The organism is Streptomyces sp. NPDC041122, assembly GCF_055592445.1.
The window spans coordinates 323634-345825 of record NZ_JBVIYQ010000001.1 but is presented as its reverse complement, the minus strand read 5'-3'; the positions used below and the strand labels follow the sequence as shown (position 1 = coordinate 345825).

Below are 22192 nucleotides of genomic sequence, written 5' to 3'. Positions count from 1 at the left end.
TATACCCGCCGCCATCGCCATGCTCCGTTCTCGTTCAGGCTCACGCCCCCGCGTCCGTACGCGGCCGCCGTTCGCGCTCGCCGTTCCCGCCCTGCTCGCCGTCGCGTTCCTGCTGATGCCGCTCGTCGGCATCCTCGCGCGGACCGAATGGGGCGACCTCGGCACGCATCTGACCGCCCCCGGCGTCACCCAGGCCCTGAAGCTGTCGCTGTTCGTCTCCTTCTGGGCGCTCGGGCTCTCGCTCGTGCTCGGGGTGCCGCTGGCCTGGCTGCTGGCCCGGGTGGAGTTCCGGGGCAAGGCGCTCGTACGGTCCCTCGTGCTGCTGCCGATGGTGCTGCCGCCCACCGTCGGCGGCGTCGCGCTGCTGCTCGGGTTCGGGCGCCGCGGGCTCCTCGGGCCCTGGCTCGAGAACACCTTCGGGATCGTGCTGCCCTTTCACACCTCGGGTGCGGTGGTCGCGGCCACCTTCGTCGCGATGCCGTTCCTCGTGATCAGCCTGGAGGGCGCGCTGGGCGGGCTGCGGCCCGGATTCGAGGAGACCGCGGCCTCGCTCGGAGCCTCTCCGGTACGGGTGTTCCTCACCGTCACCCTGCCGATGGTCGCCCCCGGGCTCGTCGCGGGGGCCGCGCTCACCTGGGCGCGGGCCCTCGGCGAGTTCGGGGCGACCATCACCTTCGCGGGGAACCTGCCCGGGACCACGCAGACCCTGCCGCTCCAGGTGTATCTGCTCCTCCAGGACTCGCCGGAGGCCGCCACCTCACTGTCGCTGCTCCTGCTCGCCATCGCGATGGCCGTGCTGGTGGGGCTGCGGGGGCGGTGGACGACCGGCGCCTCCGCAGGGGTGCGGGCGCGGGAAGTCACCCCCGGCGACTCCCCGGACGGGGACGATCCGGCCGCCCCGGCCGACGTGCCGGTGAAGGCGCCGGAGCTGGCCGAACAGTGGGCCCTGCACGCCGACGTCACCGGTCACAACCAGCTCACCCTCGACGCCGGACCCGGCACCACCATCGCTGTGGTCGGTCCCAACGGCGCCGGCAAGACCACGCTGCTGCGCGCCCTGCTCGGGCTGACCCCGCGCGCCCACGCGCGGTTGCGGCTCGGCGAACGGGACGTCACCGCGCTGCCGCCGCACCGCCGCGGCGTCGCCTGGGTGCCCCAGGAAGGCGCCCTCTTCCCGCACCTCGGCGCGCTGGGCAACACGGCGTACGGGCTGCGTGCGCAGGGCGTACGGCGTGCCGAGGCGCGCCGGGAGGCGCAGGTCTGGCTCGACCGGCTCGGCGTCGGGCACCTCGCGCACCGCAGGCCCGCCCAGCTCTCCGGCGGGCAGGCCCAGCGGGTCGCGCTCGCCCGGGCGCTGGCGGCGCGGCCCCGGCTGCTGCTCCTCGACGAACCGCTCGCCGCGCTCGACCAGACCACCCGCGCCCACGTCCGCCACACCCTCCGCCGTCACCTCGACGGGTTCGGCGGGGTGTGCCTCATCGTCACGCACGATCCCGTCGAGGCGGTGTCGCTGGCCGACCGGGTCCTCGTACTCGATGACGGGCGGACGCTGCAGGACGCCTCGCCCGCCGACGTCACCCGGCATCCGCGGTCGCCCTGGGTGGCCCGGATGCTCGGCCGCAACGCCTGGCCCGCCACGGTCGACGCCGACGGCTCGCTGCTGCTGGCGGGGGAGGGGCGCCTCGTCGTCGCCGAGCCGCCGACGGCCGGGGCGGGTGCGCCGGCGCTCGCGGTCATCGCGCCGGAGGCGGTGTCCGTGCACCGCGGGAAGCCGGAGGGCAGTCCGCGCAACGTCTGGCCCGGGACGGTACGGGAGATCACCACCGCCGGGAGCCGGCTGCGCGTCCTGATCGCCTCGCCGGAGGCGCCCGACCTGGTCGCCGAGATCACCCCGCAGGCCGCGCTCGACCTCGGGCTCGTCGACGGGGCCGAGGTGTGGACGAGCGTGAAGGCCACGGAGGTCTCGGTGGTCGAGCTCTGACGCGTCGGTCGTGAGGTCGGTCGTGAGGTCGGTCGGGACCTCCGTCGTGACGTCCCCTCGGGGGAGGGGTGCGGGGCGGGTTACAGCGGGGCCTGCCAGGTCACCGTCGTGCCCGCCTCGACGCCGTCGGTCTCCCCGTCGTCGTACACCGTCAGGCGTACGCCCTCCCGGCTGTCGGGCAGCGTCGCCCTCGCGTCGATCGCGACGTCGACGCGGGTGACGCCGGTGCGGCGCGAGGCGGCGGCCAGCGCGCGGCGCAGGGCGGCGAGGAGGTGGCCGGCGGTCGGTTCGGTGACGCGGTTGTCGACGGCGCCGGCGAAGTGCACCGACGGCCGGATGCCGAGGACCGCGGACGCGCCCGCGGTCTCGCGCAGCACCTTGCCGCGGAAGGTGGCGGGGGCGTCGGCAGGGGGCTGCTGGAGGGCGAAGATGGCGGTACGGACCTCCTGGATCGTCGACTCCAGCTCGTCGACGGCGTGGTCGAGGGTGGACGCGACCGTGGTCGACCGGGCCCGGTTGCGGGTCGCGTCCAGCATCATGCCGGTGGCGAAGAGCCGCTGGACGACGAGGTCGTGCAGGTCGCGGGCGATGCGGTCGCGGTCCTCGAAGACCGCGAGGCGCTGTCTGCTCTGCTGTGCGTCGGCCAGGACGAGGGCCAACGCGGCCTGCGAGGCGAACTGGGTGGCGAGCAGGCGTTCGGCGGGCGTGTAGGCGGGCGCGCCGCGGCGGCGGGGCAGCGCGAGCGTGCCGATGAGCCGGCCGCCGGCCTGCAGGGGCAGCATCATGCTGGGCCCGAAACGGACGCGCACGTGCGTCGTCATCCGGGCGTCGGTCGCCGAGTCCTCGATGAACACGGGTTCCCCGCCGAGCAGTTGCTCCAGCACGGCGCTGCCGGGCTCGATGGTGGTGCCGATGAGGTCGTTGTGGGTCGGGGGGTAGGGGTCGGGGGAGGAAGGTGAGGCTGTTCCGGTGCCCGGCGGTTGCGCGTTGGGCCGCGGCTGCGCGTGTGCCTGTGGCCGTGGCTGTGGGTTCGGCGGCGGGCCCGGCGTTTCAGGGGCGGAGGCCGAGGTGGGGGCAGACCACAGGGAGCGCTCCGGGCCCCCGGCCCGAGGGCCCGCCGTGGCCGTCGTCCCCCAGCCGTGCGGCGCGCCGTCCGTCGCCGCCGCGACGATCCGCATGCCGCCCGCCTCCGTGGGCTGCAGGATCACCCCCGCCGCCGCGCCCGCCAGGATCCTCGCGCGGTCGGCCACCGTCATCAGCGCGTCGGCCGCCGCCTCGCCCGTGAGCAGGGCCGTGGTGACCGCCGCCGCACCCTCGATCCAGCGCTCCCGCTGGCGGGCCGCCTCGAAGAGGCGGGCGTTGCCGATCGCGATGCCCGCCTGGCTGGCCAGGACCCTCAGGAGCTGCTGGTCCTCGTCCGTGAAGGTGCCGCCCCGCTCCTTGCGTGCCAGGAGCAGGGTTCCGAACGGCTCGTCGTGGACCTCGATCGGCACCCGCAGCGCCGTGCCGTCCGCCGTCGCGGTGGGGCTCACCGTCGGCACACCGTCGGGGTGGCGCGCGGGGCCGCCCGCCACGAAGAGCTCGGCCGGCCCGTCGAGGCCGGGCGCGTCGACCCCGAGCGTGCCGAGCCCCGCCCGGGTCAGCCGCGCCGCGCTGTCCACGATGTGCTGGAGCGTGGCGCGCAGCTCCAGGTCCGTGCCCACGTCGAGGACTGCCTCGAGGAGTGGCTGCATCGCGGACGGCGGCGCGTCCGTCCCGTCGGGCATCTCGGTCACGTACGACGTACTCCGTGGTCGGGGGTGGCGGCTGCCCGGTCGGCCGGTGCGGGCGTCAGCCGGAGAGCGGAGCCAGGGCCAGCGGCTGGATCTTGCCCTCCAGCATCGCACCGAGTCCCATGACGGCGCACACATCAGGCCGTTCCGCGATATGTACGGGCATTCCGGTCGCGTCCCGGAGCATCTGGTCGAGGCCGGGCAGCAGCGCGCTGCCGCCGACCATCATGATGCCGCGGTCGGCGAGGTCGGCCACCAGATCCGGCGGGCAGTTGCGCAGCACCTTGCCGATGCCGTCGAGCACGGCGGTGAGCGGGGTGTGGATGGCGTCGCGGACCGCGGCGGTGTCCACCTGCACGGAACGGGCGAGGCCCGTCGCGACGTCCCTGCCGTGGATCTCCGTCGACTCCGGCCCCTGCGGCGTCAGGCCGTTGCCGCGCAGAGCGAGTTGCAGGGGGCGCACGGACTGGGAGGGGAGCATCAGCTCGTGGTGGTGGCGCAGGTGCTGCACGATCGCGTTGTCGATGGCCTCGCCGCCCACCGGGATCCGCTCGGCCGTCACGATCGCGCCGAGCGAGAGGACGGCGACCTGCGTGGTGGCGGCTCCGCAGACGAGGATCATCGTCGCCTCGGGACGCTCCACGGGCAGGCCGCAGCCGACCGCCGCCGCGATGAGGGTGTCCACCAGTTCCACCCGGCGGGCGCCGAGCCCGACCATCGTCTCGATGGCGGCACGCTGGGCCAGCGGGTCGGCGTCGTGCGGGGTGCAGGCGGCGGCGCGCAGCCGCGGCTTGCGGCGCAGGGCGCGGCGGAGCTTCTCGCCGATGAGGTTGCGCAGCATCCGCTGGGCCATCTCGATGTCGACGACGGTGCCGCCGGAGACGGGGCGGACCACCCGGATGTATCCGGGCGTACGTCCGGTCATCTGCTCGGCGAAGTGGCCGACCGCGATGAGCGCGCCGGTCCTGGTGTTGACGGCGGCGGCGCTCGGCTCGTCGACGACGAGTCCGGCGCCCTTCACGAACACCCGGGTCCTCGCGGCTCCGAGGTCGACGGCGATATGGCAGCGGCGCAACTGCTCCAGACTGACGGTCATGGCAGATCCTCCCGAGAGCGCAGACCGTACGGACCGTCGGAAGGCGGTCCTGTCTCGCATCGTGCGACGGTGTCGCGCGGTCCGCGCGCTGGGATGAGCCGGGCGGGGTGCCGCCGCACGGGTGGTCTTTTCGCGGCTCCTCCGGCGCCCTCCGCGCCGGGCCAGGGGCGCTCAGACCTCGCGGAGCGCCCCTGCCACGTCCGACAGGAGCGCGCGCGTGAACCGGGCGCCCGCGTCGAGCAGGCGACGCCGGGCCCGGCTGTCGGGGGCGAGCCCGATGAAGGGGATGCCCAGACCGCTCGCCGCGGCTGCCTCGGCCGCCGAGGAGCCGATCATGACGCAGCGCTCCGCCGGCGAACCGAGCTGGTCCAGCGCGCGGCGCAGGCAGTCGGGGTCGGGCATGAGACGGGTGAGGTCGGCGGTGCGGCCGTGCACGGCGGCCTCGGGGAAGGGCAGCCGCTTGGCCGCCAGATACGTCGTGACCGCGCGCGGGGAGACGTCGGTGGCGATGGCCATCGGGAGGCCGTCCACGGGGCCGGCCAGGGTGCGCAGCGCGGTCGCGAGGGAGCCGGGCGGCGTCGCGGTGCGGGCCGCCCGCAGCTCGATGTCCGCGAGGCTCGTGTGCAACTCGGCGGCCAGCGTCGGGTGGTGGGCGAAGGCGCGCAGGATGTCCAGGGGGTGGATGCGGTCGTCCGTGAGGTGAACGGGGGTCCCGGCGGGCAGGTCGGGCAGCAGCGGCTCGCCCGCCTCGGCCGACGCGGGGTCGCGCCGCTCGGCGATCAGGGCGGTGAGCGAGCGGGCCGCGTCGCGGGCGGCCCGCCCCGGGTAGAGGTGGGCGAGGGTGCCGTCGAAGCCGAGGATGAGGGAGTCGATGCCGCGGGGGAGGAGTTCACGGGCAGGGGCGCTGCGGCCGGGAGCGGCGGGTGTCGTCGACCGGAGGCCGGGGGCGTCCGGGGCACCCGGTGGGGCTTCGGAGGTGGTCGGGGTGCCAGATGAAGCCCCGGGGACGGCCGATCCGACTGATGCGGTGTCCGGGGCGTCCGGAGTGTCCGACGGGGTGACGGGATCCTCCCGCCCCGACGGGATGTCGCAGTACCAGTCGTCGGACCGCGGGACCGGTTCGAAGACGCGGGTGGTCCGTGCGCGGCCCGAGCGGGTCAGGCGTACGTACAGGTCGCTGGGGACGATGAGGGCCGCGCGGGGGCCGGGGCGGTCGAAGAGGTGACGGAGCCCGGAGGGGAGCGGGGGCGCGGGCACCGTCCGGTCGGGGTCGAGTATCACAGTGACGGTGAGCACGAGGGGCTCGGAACCGTCGCGTGCCGTGCGGAGTTCGGCGAGGGCGCCGGGCAGGTTGTCGATCGTCGTGAGCAGCACCTGGAGGGCGTCCACCTCCGGGTCCACGGTCACGTCCCACCCGTACCGGTCACGTCGCATCTCGTAGCGCTCCGGCCCGATGCCGCCGCGGACGAGAAGGTGGGAGACGGCGCGGCCCAGTGTCTGCAGGGCCTCTTCGGACGGCGCGTCCGCGTGGGTCGGGTAGGCGAAGGAGACGTCGGTTGCCGGGTACGAGAGGTAGCCGGCCGGCGCGGTCCCCTCGGTGGTGAGGACGTCGGGCCGGGAGCGGGGGAAGCGCTCGTGGGGAGCCGGTCGGCTTCTGACCTCGTCAGGGGCGAAGCCCTGTGGGTCGCCGTCGAGTTCAGCCGTGCCTGGGTCGGATTCCGCCAGTTGTCCGGTGAGTTGATGATGGCGTCGGACGAGTGCGGCGTGGAGTTCGGCAAGTTCGGTGCGCGCTGCCTTGCCCGCCGGGCCGGGGACGTTCGCCAGGGGATCCTCGTCCCACAGGCTCAGCGCGGACTCGACGCAGTGCAGGGCGGTCCCGACGTCACCCTCGCGGCGGTTCCTCTCCGCCTCGGCGGCCAGTTCCCGGCAGTGGAACAGATCGACCTCGTCGACTGTGGACGTGAGCATCAGGGCGTATCCGTCCCCGGTCGCCGTCACCGAGTCCGGGCCGAGCGCCTCGCGCAGCCGGGCGGCGGTCAGGGTCAGCAGTCGCGCTGCGTTGACGGGGGGATCCGCACCCCAGATGCCTTCCGTCAACTCCTCCTGCGTGACTCCGCGCCCCTGCCGGAACAACAGCATGCAGAGCATCGCCCGCTCCCTCGGCTCCGGCACGGGCAAGGGCCGGCGGCGGTGCTGGGTGACGCGGAGGGGGCCGAGCAGGGAGTACGTGCGCCCGTGCATCGAGGGCGAGGAGAGCTGCCGCAGCAGGCCGAGACCGAGACGGAGCCGGTCGGGGTCGTCGGAGCGGAGGGCGGCCAGGGCCGCGTGCAGTGCTCCGGCGGCCTGGGAAGTCAGCGTGTACGCGTGCCTCTCCGGCCGTTCGGGCTCCGGCGGCCACGGGCCCGCGGCGAGGGAGTCCGGCTCCCGAGGTTCGTCGAAGCCGGAAGCCGGCTCCCACGGGTCCTCAGTGGCGGGAGCCGACCCCCACGGGGCGTCGGCCGCGCGCCCCGGACCCCACGGGTCGTCGGAGACGGGGTCCGGTGACCACGGATTGTCGAACACCGCCGCCTCCCCCGGCCCGTACATCTCCCGCACGAGCCGCCCCAGCGCCCGCAGGTCATCCGCGCGGCCGGCCTCGTCGAAGGGGCGCAGCGCGAAGCCGCACAGGACCGGCCCGGCGGGCGAGACCCGGACGAAGGGCGAGGTCAGCGCGCCGTGGGCCAGTTCTGCCGTGTGCAGGGCCGCGACGGCGTCGGCCATGCGCGGGACCAGGTCCATGAGCTGGTCGGCGGGCAGTCCCCGCGGATGGTCGTCGAGCAGGTCCTCCAGGCTCTGTCCCTCAATGAACTCCATGGCCAGATAAGGGACTTGGCGGTGAAAGCCGTAATCGCTCACGGCCGCCACATGGGGGTGCCGGAAGCGGATGAGCCGGCGTGCCGCCCCGGTGAAGTCCAGGCGCAACCAGCGGGGTGCCCGCGGGAAGCGCTGCACCACCACGGTCCGCCCTCCGTCGCGCAGGTCCTCGGACCGCCAGACGCGTCCGCTCCGCCCGATCTGCTCCAGGCCCCGGTAGCGGCCTCCGAACAGGGGCCCCGCGGCCCTGGGGGCCGGCCGGCCGTCCCCCGCCCCGGCCAACTGCCGTACGGTGTCCGGCGCGACGGTCGCGAACGGCTCGCCCTGCGGAACCCGGGCGGCGCCGCCACGCCCCGGCTCCGCACCCCGCGCCCGCACGCTCGCCACCGCCCGCAGCTCGCCGGGCGCCGCCCCCGCCCGCTCGTCGATCAACTCGCCCGCACGGGCCAGGAGTTCGCGCGTACGTCCGCGTGCCGTACGTGGCAGTGTGCGCAGCAGCACCTCACGCACCCCGTCCCGGAAGGCGTACGCGCCAGGGCCGGCGGCCGGCGCCCCGGTCAGCATGCCGCTGAGGATCACCTCCGCCAGGTGCTGGGGGCGCGGCCGCTCCTCCACCGCCGCCTGGACCAGCCGCATGACCGGCAGCCGGGGCTCGCCGACGGCCAGGTGGCCCGCGAGCCGGAAGGCCTCCGGGGAGGCCGTGGAACGGAAGCGCAGGACGAGCTCCTCGGGGGCGAGGCGGGTGACGTCATCGGTGGGTGGCTCGTCGGTCGAGCGGGCCGGAACCGGCCTTGACCCCAACCAGCCCACGGAGCCCGGCAGTTGGACACCGCTCCCGTCCGCCACCAGCGACGCCCAGTGGGCCAGCCAGGCCGGCGTCGGCTCAAGCACCGGGACCGGCAGCGCGCCGGGAGGCGGCGGTTCGGCCGCGTACGGCGTGAAGGTGAGCGCGTCCGAGGGGGCGGCCGGGTGCGGGGCGGCGAGGGTGCCGGGCGTGGTGGGCAGCGCCGTGGTGCGCCAGAGCCGCTCCGGCAGCGGCTGGATCACGGCCAGCGGCATCCGCGCCGCCCACCGGCGCAGCGTGCGGTACCAGCGGTCGCCCGCCGCGCCCTCCCGCCACTGCGGGCCCATGCAGTCGCTGACGAGGAGGGTGACGGTGCGGCCGGTGGCGGGGGCGGCGGCCGCCTGGGGCGGGACCGTGCCGTCGGGGGACGCGTGGTGGAGTTCGACGGTGCGGAAGATGCCGGACTGGGCGAGCGCCGCGTGGAGTTCGCGGACCAGCGGGCGCCAGATGGGCATCGTCGGCCCGGCGTCGTACACGAGGGACAGCCGCAGCCAGCGCTCCTCCGCAGGGCGCAGCACCGGCAGCCAGTCCCAGGGGCGCGCGCCGAGACGGGCGATGCGGTGTGCGGTGGCCTCCTCGTCGAGCACGTGGCCGACGGGGGAGGGGGCGCGGCGCTTGAGCGGGCGCAGCGCGCGCTGGAGGGCGAGCGGGTGCGTGACCATCGGCGGTACGGGCACGCGCAGCGCGGCGTGCGCGGTGGCCGGGCGGGGGTCATGGGGTGCGTCGGGGGAGCCCGGGCGGCCTGTCGGCTCCGGAGCGCCGTCCTCGCGCCCGTCCGCGTCCCCGTCCGTGGCCACGGGTGCGGGCAGATGGAGCGGTACCCGGTCGTCCGTGGACGTGGCCGACGGCGCCCGCTCCCGTGATGTGTCGTCGGGTGGCGTCGAGGAGGAGCCGGACGACGGTGTGACGTCGTCGGGGGTGTCCGGCCCGGAGGCGGTGCCCGGCGGCTCCGCCGGGTCCCGCTCCCGCTCCCGCTCGGCCAGCCACAGCACTTCGGCCAGTTCGACGGGGGTGGGCCCGGCGCCGTCCGACGCCCGGGCCAGTATGTCGGCCAGGTGTGCCAGCGGGGTCCCGCGCCGGGAGGCGTCAGAGCGCATCGGGCCCCGGATCCGCCGACTGCGTCAGGTACGGCATCAGCTGCTGGGCGAGCTCGTCGCGGGACGCGGCGTCGATGCCCGCGGCGCCCGTGAGGTAGATGGCGTTGAGGAGCTGGTCGGTGGCGAGTTCGCCGCCGCTGCCGCGCTCCAGGAAGCGGGTGATGAGGCTCCGGGCGTAGGCGTCGGGTTCGCCGAGATGGGCGCGGACGATCTCCTCCAGGTGCTCGTCGCGCGGCTGGCGCAGCCGCAGGGTGACGCAGCGGCGCAGGAAGGCGGGCGGGAACTCGCGCTCGCCGTTGCTGGTCAGGACGGTGAAGGGAAAGGCACGGCAGCGCACCCTGCCGCGTACGACGGTGACCGGGTCGTCGGAGCCGTCGGCGAGCAGGCCCGCCTCCGGGGCGTGCCGGGCGGTCCGCACCAGCTCGGGGATCTCGTACTGGCCCTCCTCCAGGACGTTCAGGAGGTCGTTGGGGAGGTCGAGGTCGCTCTTGTCGATCTCGTCGATGAGCAGGACGCGGGGGCGGGCGTAGGGCAGCAGCGCGGTGCCGAGGGGGCCGAGGCGCAGGTGGTCCTCGACGCCTGTGCGGTCCGGGCGGGCGTCCTCGTCGCGCCGGAGGGCCGGCCGCGCGCCGGGGCTCTCGGCGGGGCGCGGCGCGGTGGCCGCGCGGCCCGCGGCGTACAGCCGGGAGAGCGGGTCGTACTGGTAGAGCCCGTCGCGCAGGGCGCTGCGGCTCGTGATGTTCCAGCGCAGGACCGGGCCGAGGCCCAGCTCCCTGGCGACCGCGTACGCGAGGCTCGACTTGCCGCTGCCGGGCGGCCCCGTGACGAGCAGCGGGCGCCGCAAGTACAGGGCGGCGTTGACGAGTTGGACGCAGTTCTCGGTCGCCCGGTAGGTCCTGGCCCGGTGCCTGCGGTCCGGGGAGGTCGCGGAGGTGTCGTCCGAGGGGGCGGGAAGGACCGGGCCGCCGTCGAAGTCGCGCCAGGGCGGCGGCGGGGGCAGCTGGGCGATGCCGTCGTGGGGCTCGTTCGTACCGGTGTAGACGGGCCACAGGGACATGATCCGGGTCTCTTCCGTAGGGCTCGGGCGGCGGACGGCAGGGGGGTGGTCGGGTCAGGCGACGGGCGAGTGCAGGGGTCCTTGCGGTGCGGCGGGGAGGCAGCGGGGATCGTCCCAGAGGAGCTGTACGTCCCGGGCCCAGTGTGCGTCCGGGTCGTCCGAGGCGTCCGCGCTCTCGCGCAACGCCAGGATGGCGCGCGGGAGTTCGGCCAACGGCAGGCCGGCGAGGTGCGCGGCGATACGGTCCAGGAACTCTGCCCCCGGACAGCCGCTGCCGGCGCCGGGCGGGGGTGCGGGGTCGCGTCCCGGCCCCGGCCCCGGTCCGGGTGTACAGGGTGCACCGTCCCGGCCCCCGTCGTCGTACGGGCGGGCCTCGTCGTCCGGGTGGCCCTCGTCGTACGGATGCACCTCGTCGTCCAGATGCGCGTCGCACCCCGAGCGCGGCCACAGCAGCACCGGTACCGGAGCGTTCAGCGTCGCGTCGAAGCGCGGGGCCGCCCGGGGCGTGCGGGGCGGGGCCGGGAAGGCCGCGAGGTCGGCGCCGTCGCGTCGCAGCCGGAACCTGAGCCGGTTCGGCTTCTCCTGGGTGCCGCACTCGATGCGCTGCAGCGGGGCCGCCGGCCTGCCGTCCCCGCTCTGCCACTTGCGGGCCAGCTGATGGCGCAGTCCGCCCGCGCGTCGCGCACGGTCGGCGAGGACCAGGGGGTACGAGCAGCCCAGCGGGGTCGGGTCGTCGGCGCCGCGCGGCCACTGCGCCACCGGCAGGTCGAGCAGCGGCCGGGGCAGGACGAACGCCAGCAACTCGACGGCGTCCGGGGCGAGATGGGAGAACGCCTCGTCGACGTGCTCCCGGACGAAGGCGGGCACCCGGTCGCCGGGGAGCGTGCGCGAGGCGACGGGGTGGCGGTGGCCGTCCCGGCAGGCGGACACCTCGACCAGGAGCTGGTCGCCGCCCGCGCCGCTGTGCTCGATCTCCACGAGGATCGGCGCCCAGGCGGGCGGCCGCCCATCGGGCGCCGGCAGCACGGCGGGCGCGCGGACCGGCCCAGCGGCAAGCGCGGCGGTGGGCAGGGCGGCGCTCGCGTTGGCGGGCAGGGCGGCGGGCGTGGCGGCGGCCTTGTCGAGCAGGGCGGCGAGCCGCTCGGTGAGCCGGGTCACCGCGTCCGGATCGTCGACCTCGGAGAGGACGTACCAGGCCGCCGACCAGAGCGAGCCGAACCCCTCCGGCGGCACGGGCGGACCGAGCGGCCCCACGGCGTCCCGGTACAGCCGCTCCGGATCGTGGCCGGCGCCGGTGTCCCCGACCCGGTCCACCAGCGCGCGCAGCCGCTCCTTCGCCGACCGGTGGTGGCCCGGTGTGGGGACGAGATCGCCGAGTGGGGGCCAGTAGCGGGCCATGACGGCGGTGGGGAGCATCCTGCCGTTGCGGACGCCCGCGGCGCCCGCGGCGGCGGCCACCATCCCCACCACCCGGCCGGAGTCCGCGAGCGTCACCGCGGCGCCGCTGAACCCCGGTGCGAGCGGCTGACCGTGGGCGCTCCACGCCTCCAGCTGCACCCACTCGTCGGCGATCAACTGGGCTGCCGTGGCCCGGTATTCGGCGAGCGTGCCCTCCTCGTACCCCTTGGGGAACCCGTAGGCGAGCAGTCTGGGGCGTGGGTGGCCGTACGCGTCCTCGGGCGGCGCGAAGACGGCCGGGGCCAGCCGCACGGGGCGCTCCAGTTCGAGGACGGCGAGGTCCCCGAGGTCGTCGTGGCCGCCGCCCCAGCCCCCGTGGGCGCTCACCGTGGCCGTGACCCGGCCGAGGGCCCTGCGGTGCGGGAAGGACACGGTGATGTCGCCGTGGCGCGCACCGATGTCGCGCGCACCGATGTCACGCGCACCGCTGTCGCGGACCACGTGCGCGCAGGTGAGCAGGTGCCGTTCGGAGACGAGGAAGCCCGCGCCGACCTCGCGGCCGCACTGGATCCGGGCGTGCCAGGACGCGCTGCTCATGAGGTGGCGGTGGGCTCCGGTGCCGGGGTCGCCGGAGTCGCCACGGCCACCGGAGACCGGTGCTGCTCCGCCTCGGGGGACCGCTCAGGTGCCGGGGGTCGATCCGGGGACCAGGTGAGGCGCACCACGAGGTGGCCCTCGGCCTGTCCCTTCACGATCACCGCGCCGGCCTCCGCCGACATCCGCACCCCGAACTCGATCTCCACCGAGTCGGGCCGCAGGGAGCCGCCGCGGAACACCCGCAGCGCGGACTCGGCCGCCGCCCGCGCCCCGTCGAGCGACGCCTCGAAGGTGCGGGCCGCCAGGGCGGGTTCATCGCCGCGGGACACCAGGCGGGAGCCGGAGCCTTCGTCCACGTCGGCGACGACGACCCGGCCGCCCTCGTCGGTCGTGAACTCCACCAAGCCATCCATGTGACGCCCCCGTTGAGCTGTGTGTCTTTCCCGCATCTGCCAACGGCATTGTTGCCGAAGGGCTTTGGGGCTGTCATCCGCTCCGGGTTTCCGGGAGCGGCCCGCGAGGGTGCGTGACGCGGCGCGGCGGGCCTGGCGGGTAGTGGCCCTGGCGGCTTTCCGCCACCTCCCGTCAACTCCCTTGTCCCACCGGCTCCCTGACACTCTTCGCAGCACTCGGGCACCACCCCCGTCCGGGTCCGACGAAGAGAGGCAGCCCCATGACCAGAGCCCCCGTGCGGCGAAGAGCCCCGCTCGTGGCCGCCGCCGGTCTCGCGTTCGCCCTGCTTCCCACCGGGCAGTACGCCACCGCCGGCGCCGGAACCACCGCCACCGCCGGAACCACCGCCGACGCGGCGCGGGCCACCGGGACCGCGCGCCCCGCCCACACCGTCACCCTCATCACCGGCGACCGGGTCACCGTCACCCGGCTCCCCGGCGGCCGGCAGGCCGTCACCGTCGACCGGCCCGCCGGGGCGGGCGGTGCCGTGCGCAGTCAGGTGTCGGACGGGCACGTCACCGTCGTACCGGACGAGGCGCGCCCGTATCTGCGGTCCGGCGTCCTCGACGCGCGGCTGTTCGACGTGACCGAGCTCATCCGCCAGGGTCTCGCCGAACCGGATGCGGCGGATGCGGCGGGCGGGGCAGGTGCGGGGTCCGCGCGGGGGCGGGCCGGGGCGCTGCCCCTCATCGTCACGTACGACAAGAAGGCGCGGGGCGGGCGCGGGCTGCCCCGCGGGGTGGAGAAGGTGCGGTCCCTGCCCAGCGTCGCGGGCGTCGCCGTCGCCGCCGAGAAGCCGGACGCGCTCTGGCGGTCGCTGCGCGGCGGCTCCTCGGGCATCGGCAAGGTGTGGCTCGACGGGCGCGTCGAGGCCGACATGGCCGCGAGCAACGAACAGATCGGCACCCCCGAGGCGTGGGAGGCGGGCCTCACCGGCAAGGGCGTGAAGGTCGCCGTCCTCGACACCGGGGTCGACGCCGGGCACCCGGACCTCAAGGACCGCGTCGCCGAGAGCAAGAGCTTCGTTCCGGGCGAGGAGGTCGCCGACCGCAACGGCCACGGCACCCACGTCGCCTCCACCGTGGGCGGCAGCGGCGCCGCGTCGGAGGGGCGCAAGGAGAGGGGCGTCGCACCCGGCGCCTCGCTCGCCGTCGGCAAGGTGCTCGGCGACGACGGCACCGGCAGCGAGTCGGAGATCATCGCCGGGATGGAGTGGGCCGCCAAGGACATCGACGCCGAAGTGGTGTCGATGAGCCTCGGTTCGCAGGAGGCCAGTGACGGCACCGATCCGATGGCGGCCGCCGTGAACTCCCTCTCCGAGGAGACCGGCGCCCTCTTCGTCATCGCGGCGGGCAACACCGGCGCGCCCTCCTCCATCGGCTCGCCCGGCGCCGCCGACGCCGCGCTGACCGTCGGCGCCGTCGACTCCGCCGACGAGGCCGCGTACTTCACGAGCCAGGGCCCACGCGCCGGCGACCACGCGCTCAAGCCCGACCTCTCCGCGCCCGGCGTCGACATCCTCGCGGCACGCTCCCAACTCACCGACGGCGAGGGCTACTACACCGGGATGAGCGGCACGTCGATGGCGACGCCGCACGTCGCGGGCGTCGCCGCGCTGCTCGCCGAGCGGCACCCCGACTGGACCGGCGCGCAGCTCAAGGACGCCCTGATGTCCAGCTCCCGGCAACTGGACGCGTCTGCCCATGTGGTGGGCGCGGGGCGCGTCAGCGTGCCCGACGCCGTCGAGGCGAAGGTCACCGCGACCGGCAGTGTCGACCTCGGCTTCTACGGCTGGCCCTACGACGACAACGAGCCGGTCACCAAAACCCTCACGTACGCCAACTCATCCGACGTGCCCGTGCGGTTGAGCCTCGCCGTGCGGGGCGGCGCCGAGGGTGTGGCCGCCCTTGCCGACTCCGCCCTCACCGTCCCGGCGCACGGCACCGCGTCGACCGCCGTCACCGGGGACGGGTCGAAGGCGCCGGTCGGGAACACCAGCGGCGCCGTCGTCGCGAGCGTCGGGGGCGAGCCCGTCGCCCATACCGCGTTCGGCCTGGTCAAGGAGGAGGAGCGGTACACGCTCACCGTGCACGTCAAGGACCGGGACGGCGCCGCGTCGCCCGCCGACCTCGTGGTGCAGCGGCTCGCCGGGGGCACCGAACCCTTTCCGGCCGCCGTCGGTGACTCCGGCACCCTGCAACTCCGCCTGCAGCCGGGCACGTACGCCCTCTCCACCTTCCTCGACGTACGCGGCGCCAGGGGCAAGGACTCCCTCGGGCTCGGCTTCCTCGCCGATCCGCAGATCCGCCTCGACCGGAACCGCGAGATCACCCTGGACGGCCGGAGGCTGCGCGAGATCAAGGCCGACGTGGACCGGCGCACCGAGACCCGGCAGCTCCTGATGGAGTACGACCGCAAGGCCGGCGGCGCCGATCTGATGGGCGCCGTCCAGGTCCCCGTCACATACGACAGCATCTTCGCCGCGCCCACCGCGAAGGTCACCGAGGGCAGCTTCGAGTACCGCACCGTGTGGCGCCTCGGCAAGCCGCTCGTGGACGTGAAGGGACTGCGGGAGGCCGTCGCGCAGCCCGGCGGCACGATCGCCGAGGGGCGGCACACGTGGACGCCGGTGGACGCGGGTGACGGCACCCCGGCCGCGTACGAGGGCAAGGACGTCCGCGGCAAGGCCGTCGTCGTACGGCGCACCGACGCGGTCGACCCGGCGCGGCTCGGGCAGGCCGCACAGGACGCGGGCGCCGCGGCGCTGTTCGTGACGGACGACCGGCCGGGGCGGCTCAACGCCTGGTTCGGCACCGACGACAACGCCGACCGACCGCTGCAGATCGCCACGGTCGACGCGGCGGACGGTGCCCGGCTCGTCGCGGCGGCGCGGGCGGGAAGGAGGATCGAGAGCACCGGCACGCTCGACACCCCTTACGTGTACGACCTTTCCGAAGGGCACGAGGGGGCCGTGCCGACGGACCTCACGTACGAGCCGGGCAGGCGTGAACTCGCCGTGCTCGACACGGCGTTCCACGCGGTCAAGCCGGCCGCGGGCGGCGAGTTCCGCTACTCGATCACCGACGACTTCCCCGTCGGCCTCGGCTTCCAGGAGAGGATCGACCTCCCGGCCGAACGGACGGAGTACGTCTCCACGGGCCCCGGCCAGCTGTGGCACGAGTCGGTGTCCACCGGCCCCGGCGCGCTGGAGGAGCGCAGCGGCCTGGTCGCCCGCCGGGGCGGCAGCCGCGCCGGCCTCGACTGGTTCAAGCCGGTCCTGCACCCGTGGCTCGGCACCGGCCTCGGCTGGGGGCAGACCCGCAGGGGCAACGACCTGGAGTTCAACGCGCCCGGCTGGGGCGACTCGGGACCCGACCACACCGGCTTCGGCGACGTCTGGAACGAGACGTCGATGACGCAGGTCAGCGAGGTCTTCGTGGACGGGGTGAGCGCCGACCGGAGCACGGGATCGGGGGTGTACGTGTGGGACGCGGACCCCGCCGAGCACACGTACGAGGTGGTGACCGACACCACGCTCGACCCGCGACGGTGGGAGCTCGCGACGAAGGGCCACGCGGAGTGGACCTTCAGGTCGAAGGAGACCGCCGCCGACCGGAAGACGTTCCTGCCGCTCCTGAACCTCGGGTTCGACGTGGACACGGACCTCTCGGGCCGGGTGCGGGGCGGCCGGACGCTCGACGTCGGGATCTTCGCGGCGTACGTGAAGGGGGCGCCGGACCCCGGCACGATCGGGGGCGGCGCGCTGTCGGTCTCCTACGACGAGGGCAGGACGTGGAAGTCCGTCCCGCTGGACCGGGAGCGCGGGAAGGCCTCCTGGGAAGGCGAGTTGAAGGTGCCGCGCGGTGCGGACTCGGTGTCGCTGCGGGCCTCGGCGCGTGATGACCGGGGCGGGTCCGTCGAGCAGGAGATCGTGCGGGCGGTGGGGGTGCGGTGAGGCGGGGGTGAGGTGACGGGCGGGGCTGCCCGGTGGGCGCCGCGTGCGCGCGACGGCTACCGGGCCCCCACCGGAGCCTCCCCGGGGCTCCCCCCCCCCCCGACAGAGCCCCTGCCGGACGCAGGGCGCCTGTCGGGATCAGGAGCCCTGTCAGCCGCGCGGCCGACAGGAGTTCTGCCCGCCGCGCGGTCGCCCCTCAGACGCCCAGCGCCCGCTTCATGATCTTGCCCATGTCGTTGCGCGGCAGCTTCTCCAGGTACCGCACGACCCGCGGCCGCTTGTGCGGGGCCAGCCGGGCCGCCACGTGGTCGGCCAACTCCGCGGCGGTGGGCGGCGACTCGGGGTCCTCGGGGACGATCCACGCCACGATCCGCTCGCCGAGGTCGGCGTCCGGCTCGCCGGTGACCGCGGCCTCGCGGACCCCCGCGTGTTCGAGGAGCGCGTTCTCGATCTCCCCCGCCCCGATCTTGTAACCGCCGCTCTTGATCAGGTCGGTGGCCTTCCGGCCGACGATGCGCACGTACCCGTCGGGGTCGCGCACGGCCACGTCGCCGGTGCGGAACCAGCCGCCCGGCGCGAAGGCCTCGGCGGTCGCGTCGGGGCGGTTCAGGTACTCCGTGAAGAGGTTGGGGCCGCGCACCTGGATCTCGCCGACCGCCTCGGGGCCGTCCGCCGCGATCTCCTCGCCCGCGTCGTCGACCAGGCGCAGTTCGACGCCCGGCAGCGGCACGCCGACCGCGCCCGCGCGCGCCTCGCCGTCGGCCCGCACGCTGGTGTTCATCAGGGTCTCCGTCATGCCGTACCGCTCGACGACGCCGCGCCCCGTGGCGGCCGCGATGCGCTCGTGGTCGTGCACGGGCAGCGCCGCCGAGCCGGAGACCAGCAGCCGCGCCCCGGCCAGCGCCTTGGCCAGCTCCGGGTCGTCCGGCAGGGCCTCGGCGATCCGGTGGTACATCGTCGGCACCCCGAACAGCATGGTCGCCCCGGAGCCGAGCTCGCGCGTCACGCCCTCGGTGCCGAACCGCCCGAGGTGCCGCACGGAGCCGCCGCGCCGCAGCGGGCCGAGCGTGCCGAGGATCAGGCCGTGCACGTGGAAGAGGGGCAGGCCGTGCACGAGGACGTCGTCGCCGGTCCACTGCCAGGCGTCCGCCAGGGCGTCCAGCGTCGAGACGACGGCGCGGCGGGGCAGGACGGCGCCCTTGGGCGGGCCCGTGGTGCCGGAGGTGTAGACGATCAGGGCGGGGGCCCCGGGGTCGGGTTCGGCGGGCGGCTCGGCCGGGCGGTCCCCGCCGTGGCCGACGTCCGCCGGTCGTACGTCGACGTCGTGCCGGGCCACCTCGTCCAGTGCGGCCGGAAGGCGGGCGCCCGGCTCGGCGAGGACCAGGGCCGGCGCGCTGTCCCGGAGGATGTGGGCGAGCTCGGAGTCGCCCGACTTCGGGTTGAGCGGCACCGCGGGCACGCCGGCGAGCAGCGCCGCGACCACGGCGACCGCCGTCTCCAGGGACGGCGTCGCCCAGACGGCCACCCGGCCCGCGCCGCTCAGGCGGCCCGCCAACGCGGCGGCGACCGACGCCAGTTCGGGGTAGCTCAGCGAGCGGTCGCCGAACCGGAGGGCCTCGCCGCGCTCGCTGGTCAGGGCCGGGAAGAGGGGATCCACGTCTCGTACTCCTTGTAGTCGCTCGTCGTCGCTCGTCGTCTGCCGGGTCCGTGCAGAGCCGGTGCAGTCTCTGCGCCGGCGCGCACTGAGAGTGTTACGCCGCCGAAGGCGCGGTGTCACAGTGATCGCTGAGGCCGATGTGGCTACCCGTCGCCTACCCGCCCCAGGTGAGCACATCAGCGATCCGGTCTCCCCCCCCCGGCAATCCGATCAGGATGGGTGCGCCGGCGCGCGATGGTGTGGGCCCGCTGCCGCTGGACGGGGGGCCGCACACGGCGACGCCGCCTCCCGTGGGACGGGGGAGGCGGCGTCGCTGCGGACTGCTGCGGGTGACGTCAGACGAGCCAGCCCAGGAAGTGGGCGAGACCGGCGACGACGTCAGTGATGAGGTTCATGGTGGTGCTTCTCCTTGTGGGACTTCTCGGAAAGTCGGACCCGGAGTGGCGGGCCCAACAGCCCGGCCCTGTATGGGACATGGACCGGGTGCGCGGTCACGGTCTGCAGCCCGTCGCTCGCGCACCGTAAGCATCGTCAACCACAGGGGTCGCGCGCAATTCCTGCGGCGACGATCACCTGTTCCAGGGAACAACTGCCCGCCCGTTCGCATCCGTTGTTCGGTTGTCCGCTGTTCGGTTGTCCGCGTCCGCCCGGACCCGTCGTGCCGTACCGGGCCGCCTCAGTACGTCAGCAGCACGCCCACGTACGAGATCCCCGCGATCACCACCCACGAGATGAGTCCGAGCGCCGCGACCCGGCCGCCGGTGCGGGTCAGGGACGGCAGGTCGACCGCGCTGCCCAGGCCGAACAGGGCGGCGGCCAGCAGGAGTTCCTGGGCCGTCTGCGCGACGTCGATCGCCCCGCCGGGCAGCCACCCGGTGGTGCGCAGCGCGACCATGGCGAGGAATCCGACGACGAACAGCGGTACCAGCGGCGGGCGTCCGGCGTTCGGCGTGGCCTGCGGGCCGGCCGTGCGTGCGCGGCGCCGCGCCCGTACCGAGAGCGCCACCGCCGCGACGAGCGGCGCGAGCAGCGCGACCCGCATCAGCTTGACCAGGACCGCGTCGCCGAGCGCCCCGGGGCCTGCGGTCTGCGCGGTCGCCACGACCTGGCCGACGTCGTGCACGCTCGCCCCGACCCAGCGCCCGAACTCCGCGTCGCTGAGCCCCAACGGGTGTTGCAGCAACGGAAGTACGGCGATGGCGAGTGTCCCGCACAGCGTCACGAGCGCCACCGACGTGGCCGTGTCCCGCTCGTCGCTCTCGGAGACCTCGCTCACCGCCCCGATCGCGGACGCCCCGCAGATCGAGTAGCCGGTGGCGATCAGCAGCGGCTGGTCGCCGCGCAGCCCCATCCGGCGCCCCAGCCACCATGTGCCGGAGAAGGTCACCGCCACCACGCACAGCACCATCGCGACCGAGGCCCAGCCGAGCCCCAGCACGTCGTCCAGGCTCAGCTTCAGGCCGAGCAGCACGACGCCGACGCGCATCAGCCGCTTCCCGGCGAACGTCAGGCCCGCCTTGCCGGGGCCGCGTACGAAGGCGTGGGCGCGGCCCGGCAGATGCGCGGCCACGATGCCGAGGACCACGGCGGCGGTGAGCATCGGCACGCCGGGCACCAGCCGGTGCACGCCCCAGGCGGCCGCGACGCCGAGCGCGGCCAGGGCGAGGCCCGCCGCCTTGCCCGGCGGTCGGGTGGCGGCGGGCGGGGCGGCGGGCGCCGTACGGGAGGCGGGGCGCTCCCCGAGCAGTGCCATTACCGGTCGGCCGGGAGCTCGTACACCCGGCGGACGCTGCTGCCCAGGCGGGCGATGTCCGCGCCGTAGACGTGGATCGATATCGCGCGCGTGCCGCAGGCGTTCCACACCCGGTGGATGTCCCCGGGCGGCGCGAAGCCGCAGACCGAGCCCCGCGGGTTGACGACGTCCTCCGTGGCGACCAGGCGGGCGGCGCCGCCGTTCTGCGCGGCGGGCACGAGACGGTAGCGGCGCTCGTGCTCCTCGCCCTCGTGCACGCCCGTCACACACCACGACACGTGGTCGTGGACGGAGGTCCGCTGCCCCGGCAGCCAGACCAGGGCGACGATCGAGAAGCTGCCGTCCTGCTCGGCGTGCAGGACGTGCTGGCGGTAGCGGTCGGGGTCGCCCTCGCACTGCCCGTCGGTGAGCAGGTCGGCGGAGCCGAGGTGCGGGGCGAGCCGCTCGCCGACCAGGTACGCGGTCAGGTCGGGGGGCAGGCCGCGCCCGACGGCCTCGCGCACCTCGGCGACGAGGGCGTCGAGGCGCTCCGTGGCCGGGGCGGCGCGGTACGCGATCGGAGTGCTCATACGACGCAGCGTCGCGCCGCCCGATCCATCACGTCCAACGACAGTCTTTTCGCGTCCCTCCAAATCCCGCTTATGGAAGGTGCCGCAGGAGCCGCCCGCCGGTCAGCCTGCCGACGCGGTCAGCAGTCGACCCGGTCACCAGCCGGCCCGGTCAGCAGCCGACGCGGTTGGCGGCCACCGTCTTCAGCTCGTCCAGGACCAGCGCGGTGGCCGGAATCCTCAAATGCTCCTTGAGGACGTACGCCGAGACCTGGCGCCGCGACGCGGGGTCGAGCGCGCGGCCCGTCACCTTGCCGTGGCAGAGGAAGTTCAGGACGAGCCCCGGCATCATCGCGATGCCGAGCCCCTCGGCGACCAGGCTCTGCACCACCAGGTTGTCGTCGGTCGTGAAGGCGATGTCGGGCGCGAAGCCGAGCTCGGCGCACTCGTGCAGGAAGTTGGCGCGGCAGCGCGGGCAGCCCGCGATCCACCGCTCCTCCGCCAGCTCGGCGAGCTTGACCGAACGCTGGCGCGCCATCCGGTGCCCGGCGGGCAGCAGCACGGTCAGCTGGTCCTCCATCAGCGGGATCTCCGCCAGCTCCTGTGGCACCTCGTCGTGCAGGCCGGGATAGGTGAAGGCCAGCGTGATGTCGCACTCGCCGCGCACCACGCGCCGCAGCGACTCGGGCGGCTCGTCCTCCAGGAGTTCCACGCGCACCCCCGGATGCCCCGAGGCGAGCCGGGCCAGCGCCTCGGGGATGAGGGTCGCGTTGGCGCTGGGGAACGCGCAGACCCGCACCCGTCCCGAGCGCAGCCGCGTGATCGCGTTCATCTGCTGCTGGGCGGCCGAGATGTCGTCCAGGATGATCCCGGCGTGCCGGGACAGCGCCTCGCCGGCCTCCGTCAGCCGCATGCGGCGCCCGACGCGGGTGAACAGCGGGGTGCCGACGGACCGCTCCAGGGCCTTCATCTGCTGGGTGATCGCCGGCTGCGTGTAGCCGAGCGAGCGGGCGGCCGCCGAGTACGAACCGGAGCGGACCACCTCGTGGAACGTCTTGATGTGCCGTGAATCGAACACCGCCGAATCATAAGCAGATGTTGGAGGCCCGGAACAAGGCCGGGTCCGGGCTT

At 75.0% G+C, this 22192-nt stretch carries 12 protein-coding genes; 2 read left to right on the top strand and 10 right to left on the bottom strand.

Annotation, left to right across the window (positions count from 1 at the left end; translation table 11 throughout):
• Positions 1 to 19: 19 nt before the first annotated feature.
• Positions 20 to 1981 (top strand): ABC transporter permease, encoded by a 1962-nt coding sequence (locus ACZ6B8_RS01485; protein ID WP_471605945.1) that lies wholly within the window; start codon positions 20 to 22, stop codon positions 1979 to 1981.
• 80 nt (positions 1982 to 2061) lie between these two features.
• Here ACZ6B8_RS01485 and ACZ6B8_RS01480 read toward each other — a convergent pair whose 3' ends face one another.
• The 6 genes from ACZ6B8_RS01480 to ACZ6B8_RS01455 all read right to left on the bottom strand — a co-directional run bounded on the left by ACZ6B8_RS01480 (position 2062) and on the right by ACZ6B8_RS01455 (position 13096).
• Positions 2062 to 3747, bottom strand: a complete 1686-nt coding sequence (locus ACZ6B8_RS01480; protein ID WP_471606439.1) for a GAF domain-containing protein — start codon at positions 3745 to 3747, stop codon at positions 2062 to 2064.
• A gap of 64 nt (positions 3748 to 3811) precedes the next feature.
• A complete protein-coding gene (gene mreB / locus ACZ6B8_RS01475) occupies positions 3812 to 4849 on the bottom strand; it encodes a rod shape-determining protein MreB (RefSeq protein ID WP_471605944.1) in 1038 nt (345 codons plus the stop codon).
• 171 nt (positions 4850 to 5020) lie between these two features.
• Complete coding sequence (locus ACZ6B8_RS01470; RefSeq protein WP_471605943.1) at positions 5021 to 9643, bottom strand: SAV_2336 N-terminal domain-related protein; 4623 nt, start codon at positions 9641 to 9643, stop codon at positions 5021 to 5023.
• On the bottom strand, positions 9633 to 10700 hold the full coding sequence (locus tag ACZ6B8_RS01465; RefSeq protein ID WP_471605942.1) for an AAA family ATPase: 1068 nt from the start codon (positions 10698 to 10700) through the stop codon (positions 9633 to 9635). The genes ACZ6B8_RS01470 and ACZ6B8_RS01465 overlap by 11 nt, the downstream gene beginning before the upstream one ends.
• Before the next feature lie 54 nt (positions 10701 to 10754).
• A complete protein-coding gene (locus ACZ6B8_RS01460) occupies positions 10755 to 12695 on the bottom strand; it encodes a VMAP-C domain-containing protein (RefSeq protein ID WP_471605941.1) in 1941 nt (646 codons plus the stop codon).
• Positions 12692 to 13096, bottom strand: coding sequence for a CU044_2847 family protein (locus tag ACZ6B8_RS01455; protein WP_471605940.1), 405 nt, complete (start codon positions 13094 to 13096; stop codon positions 12692 to 12694). The genes ACZ6B8_RS01460 and ACZ6B8_RS01455 overlap by 4 nt, the downstream gene beginning before the upstream one ends.
• Before the next feature lie 272 nt (positions 13097 to 13368).
• Between ACZ6B8_RS01455 and ACZ6B8_RS01450 the strand changes: the two genes are divergently transcribed.
• Positions 13369 to 17103, top strand: coding sequence for a S8 family serine peptidase (locus ACZ6B8_RS01450; protein WP_471605939.1), 3735 nt, complete (start codon positions 13369 to 13371; stop codon positions 17101 to 17103).
• Positions 17104 to 17299: 196 nt separating this feature from the next.
• Here ACZ6B8_RS01450 and ACZ6B8_RS01445 read toward each other — a convergent pair whose 3' ends face one another.
• From ACZ6B8_RS01445 to ACZ6B8_RS01430, 4 genes are all read right to left on the bottom strand, one after another.
• Positions 17300 to 18760 carry an acyl-CoA synthetase gene (locus ACZ6B8_RS01445; RefSeq protein ID WP_471605938.1) on the bottom strand — a complete coding sequence of 487 codons (1461 nt, stop codon included), beginning with the start codon at positions 18758 to 18760 and terminating at the stop codon, positions 17300 to 17302.
• A gap of 676 nt (positions 18761 to 19436) precedes the next feature.
• Positions 19437 to 20513, bottom strand: coding sequence for a YeiH family protein (locus ACZ6B8_RS01440; protein ID WP_471605937.1), 1077 nt, complete (start codon positions 20511 to 20513; stop codon positions 19437 to 19439).
• A complete protein-coding gene (locus tag ACZ6B8_RS01435) occupies positions 20513 to 21082 on the bottom strand; it encodes a cysteine dioxygenase family protein (RefSeq protein ID WP_471605936.1) in 570 nt (189 codons plus the stop codon). The genes ACZ6B8_RS01440 and ACZ6B8_RS01435 overlap by 1 nt, the downstream gene beginning before the upstream one ends.
• A 151-nt stretch (positions 21083 to 21233) precedes the next feature.
• The gene (locus tag ACZ6B8_RS01430; RefSeq protein WP_471074467.1) at positions 21234 to 22139 is read right to left on the bottom strand and encodes a LysR family transcriptional regulator; all 906 of its coding nucleotides are present in this window, start codon (positions 22137 to 22139) and stop codon (positions 21234 to 21236) included.
• Positions 22140 to 22192: the final 53 nt, after the last annotated feature.

Excerpts from the sequence above, each read along its gene's own strand:
- ACZ6B8_RS01485 (WP_471605945.1), top strand. The coding sequence starts at position 20 with ATGCTCCGTTCTCGTTCAGGCTCACGCCCCCGCGTCCGTACGCGGCCG.
- ACZ6B8_RS01480 (WP_471606439.1), bottom strand. The coding sequence starts at position 3,747 with ATGCCCGACGGGACGGACGCGCCGCCGTCCGCGATGCAGCCACTCCTC.
- mreB (WP_471605944.1), bottom strand. The coding sequence starts at position 4,849 with ATGACCGTCAGTCTGGAGCAGTTGCGCCGCTGCCATATCGCCGTCGAC.
- ACZ6B8_RS01470 (WP_471605943.1), bottom strand. The coding sequence starts at position 9,643 with ATGCGCTCTGACGCCTCCCGGCGCGGGACCCCGCTGGCACACCTGGCC.
- ACZ6B8_RS01465 (WP_471605942.1), bottom strand. The coding sequence starts at position 10,700 with ATGTCCCTGTGGCCCGTCTACACCGGTACGAACGAGCCCCACGACGGC.
- ACZ6B8_RS01460 (WP_471605941.1), bottom strand. The coding sequence starts at position 12,695 with ATGAGCAGCGCGTCCTGGCACGCCCGGATCCAGTGCGGCCGCGAGGTC.
- ACZ6B8_RS01450 (WP_471605939.1), top strand. The coding sequence starts at position 13,369 with ATGACCAGAGCCCCCGTGCGGCGAAGAGCCCCGCTCGTGGCCGCCGCC.
- ACZ6B8_RS01440 (WP_471605937.1), bottom strand. The coding sequence starts at position 20,513 with ATGGCACTGCTCGGGGAGCGCCCCGCCTCCCGTACGGCGCCCGCCGCC.
- ACZ6B8_RS01435 (WP_471605936.1), bottom strand. The coding sequence starts at position 21,082 with ATGAGCACTCCGATCGCGTACCGCGCCGCCCCGGCCACGGAGCGCCTC.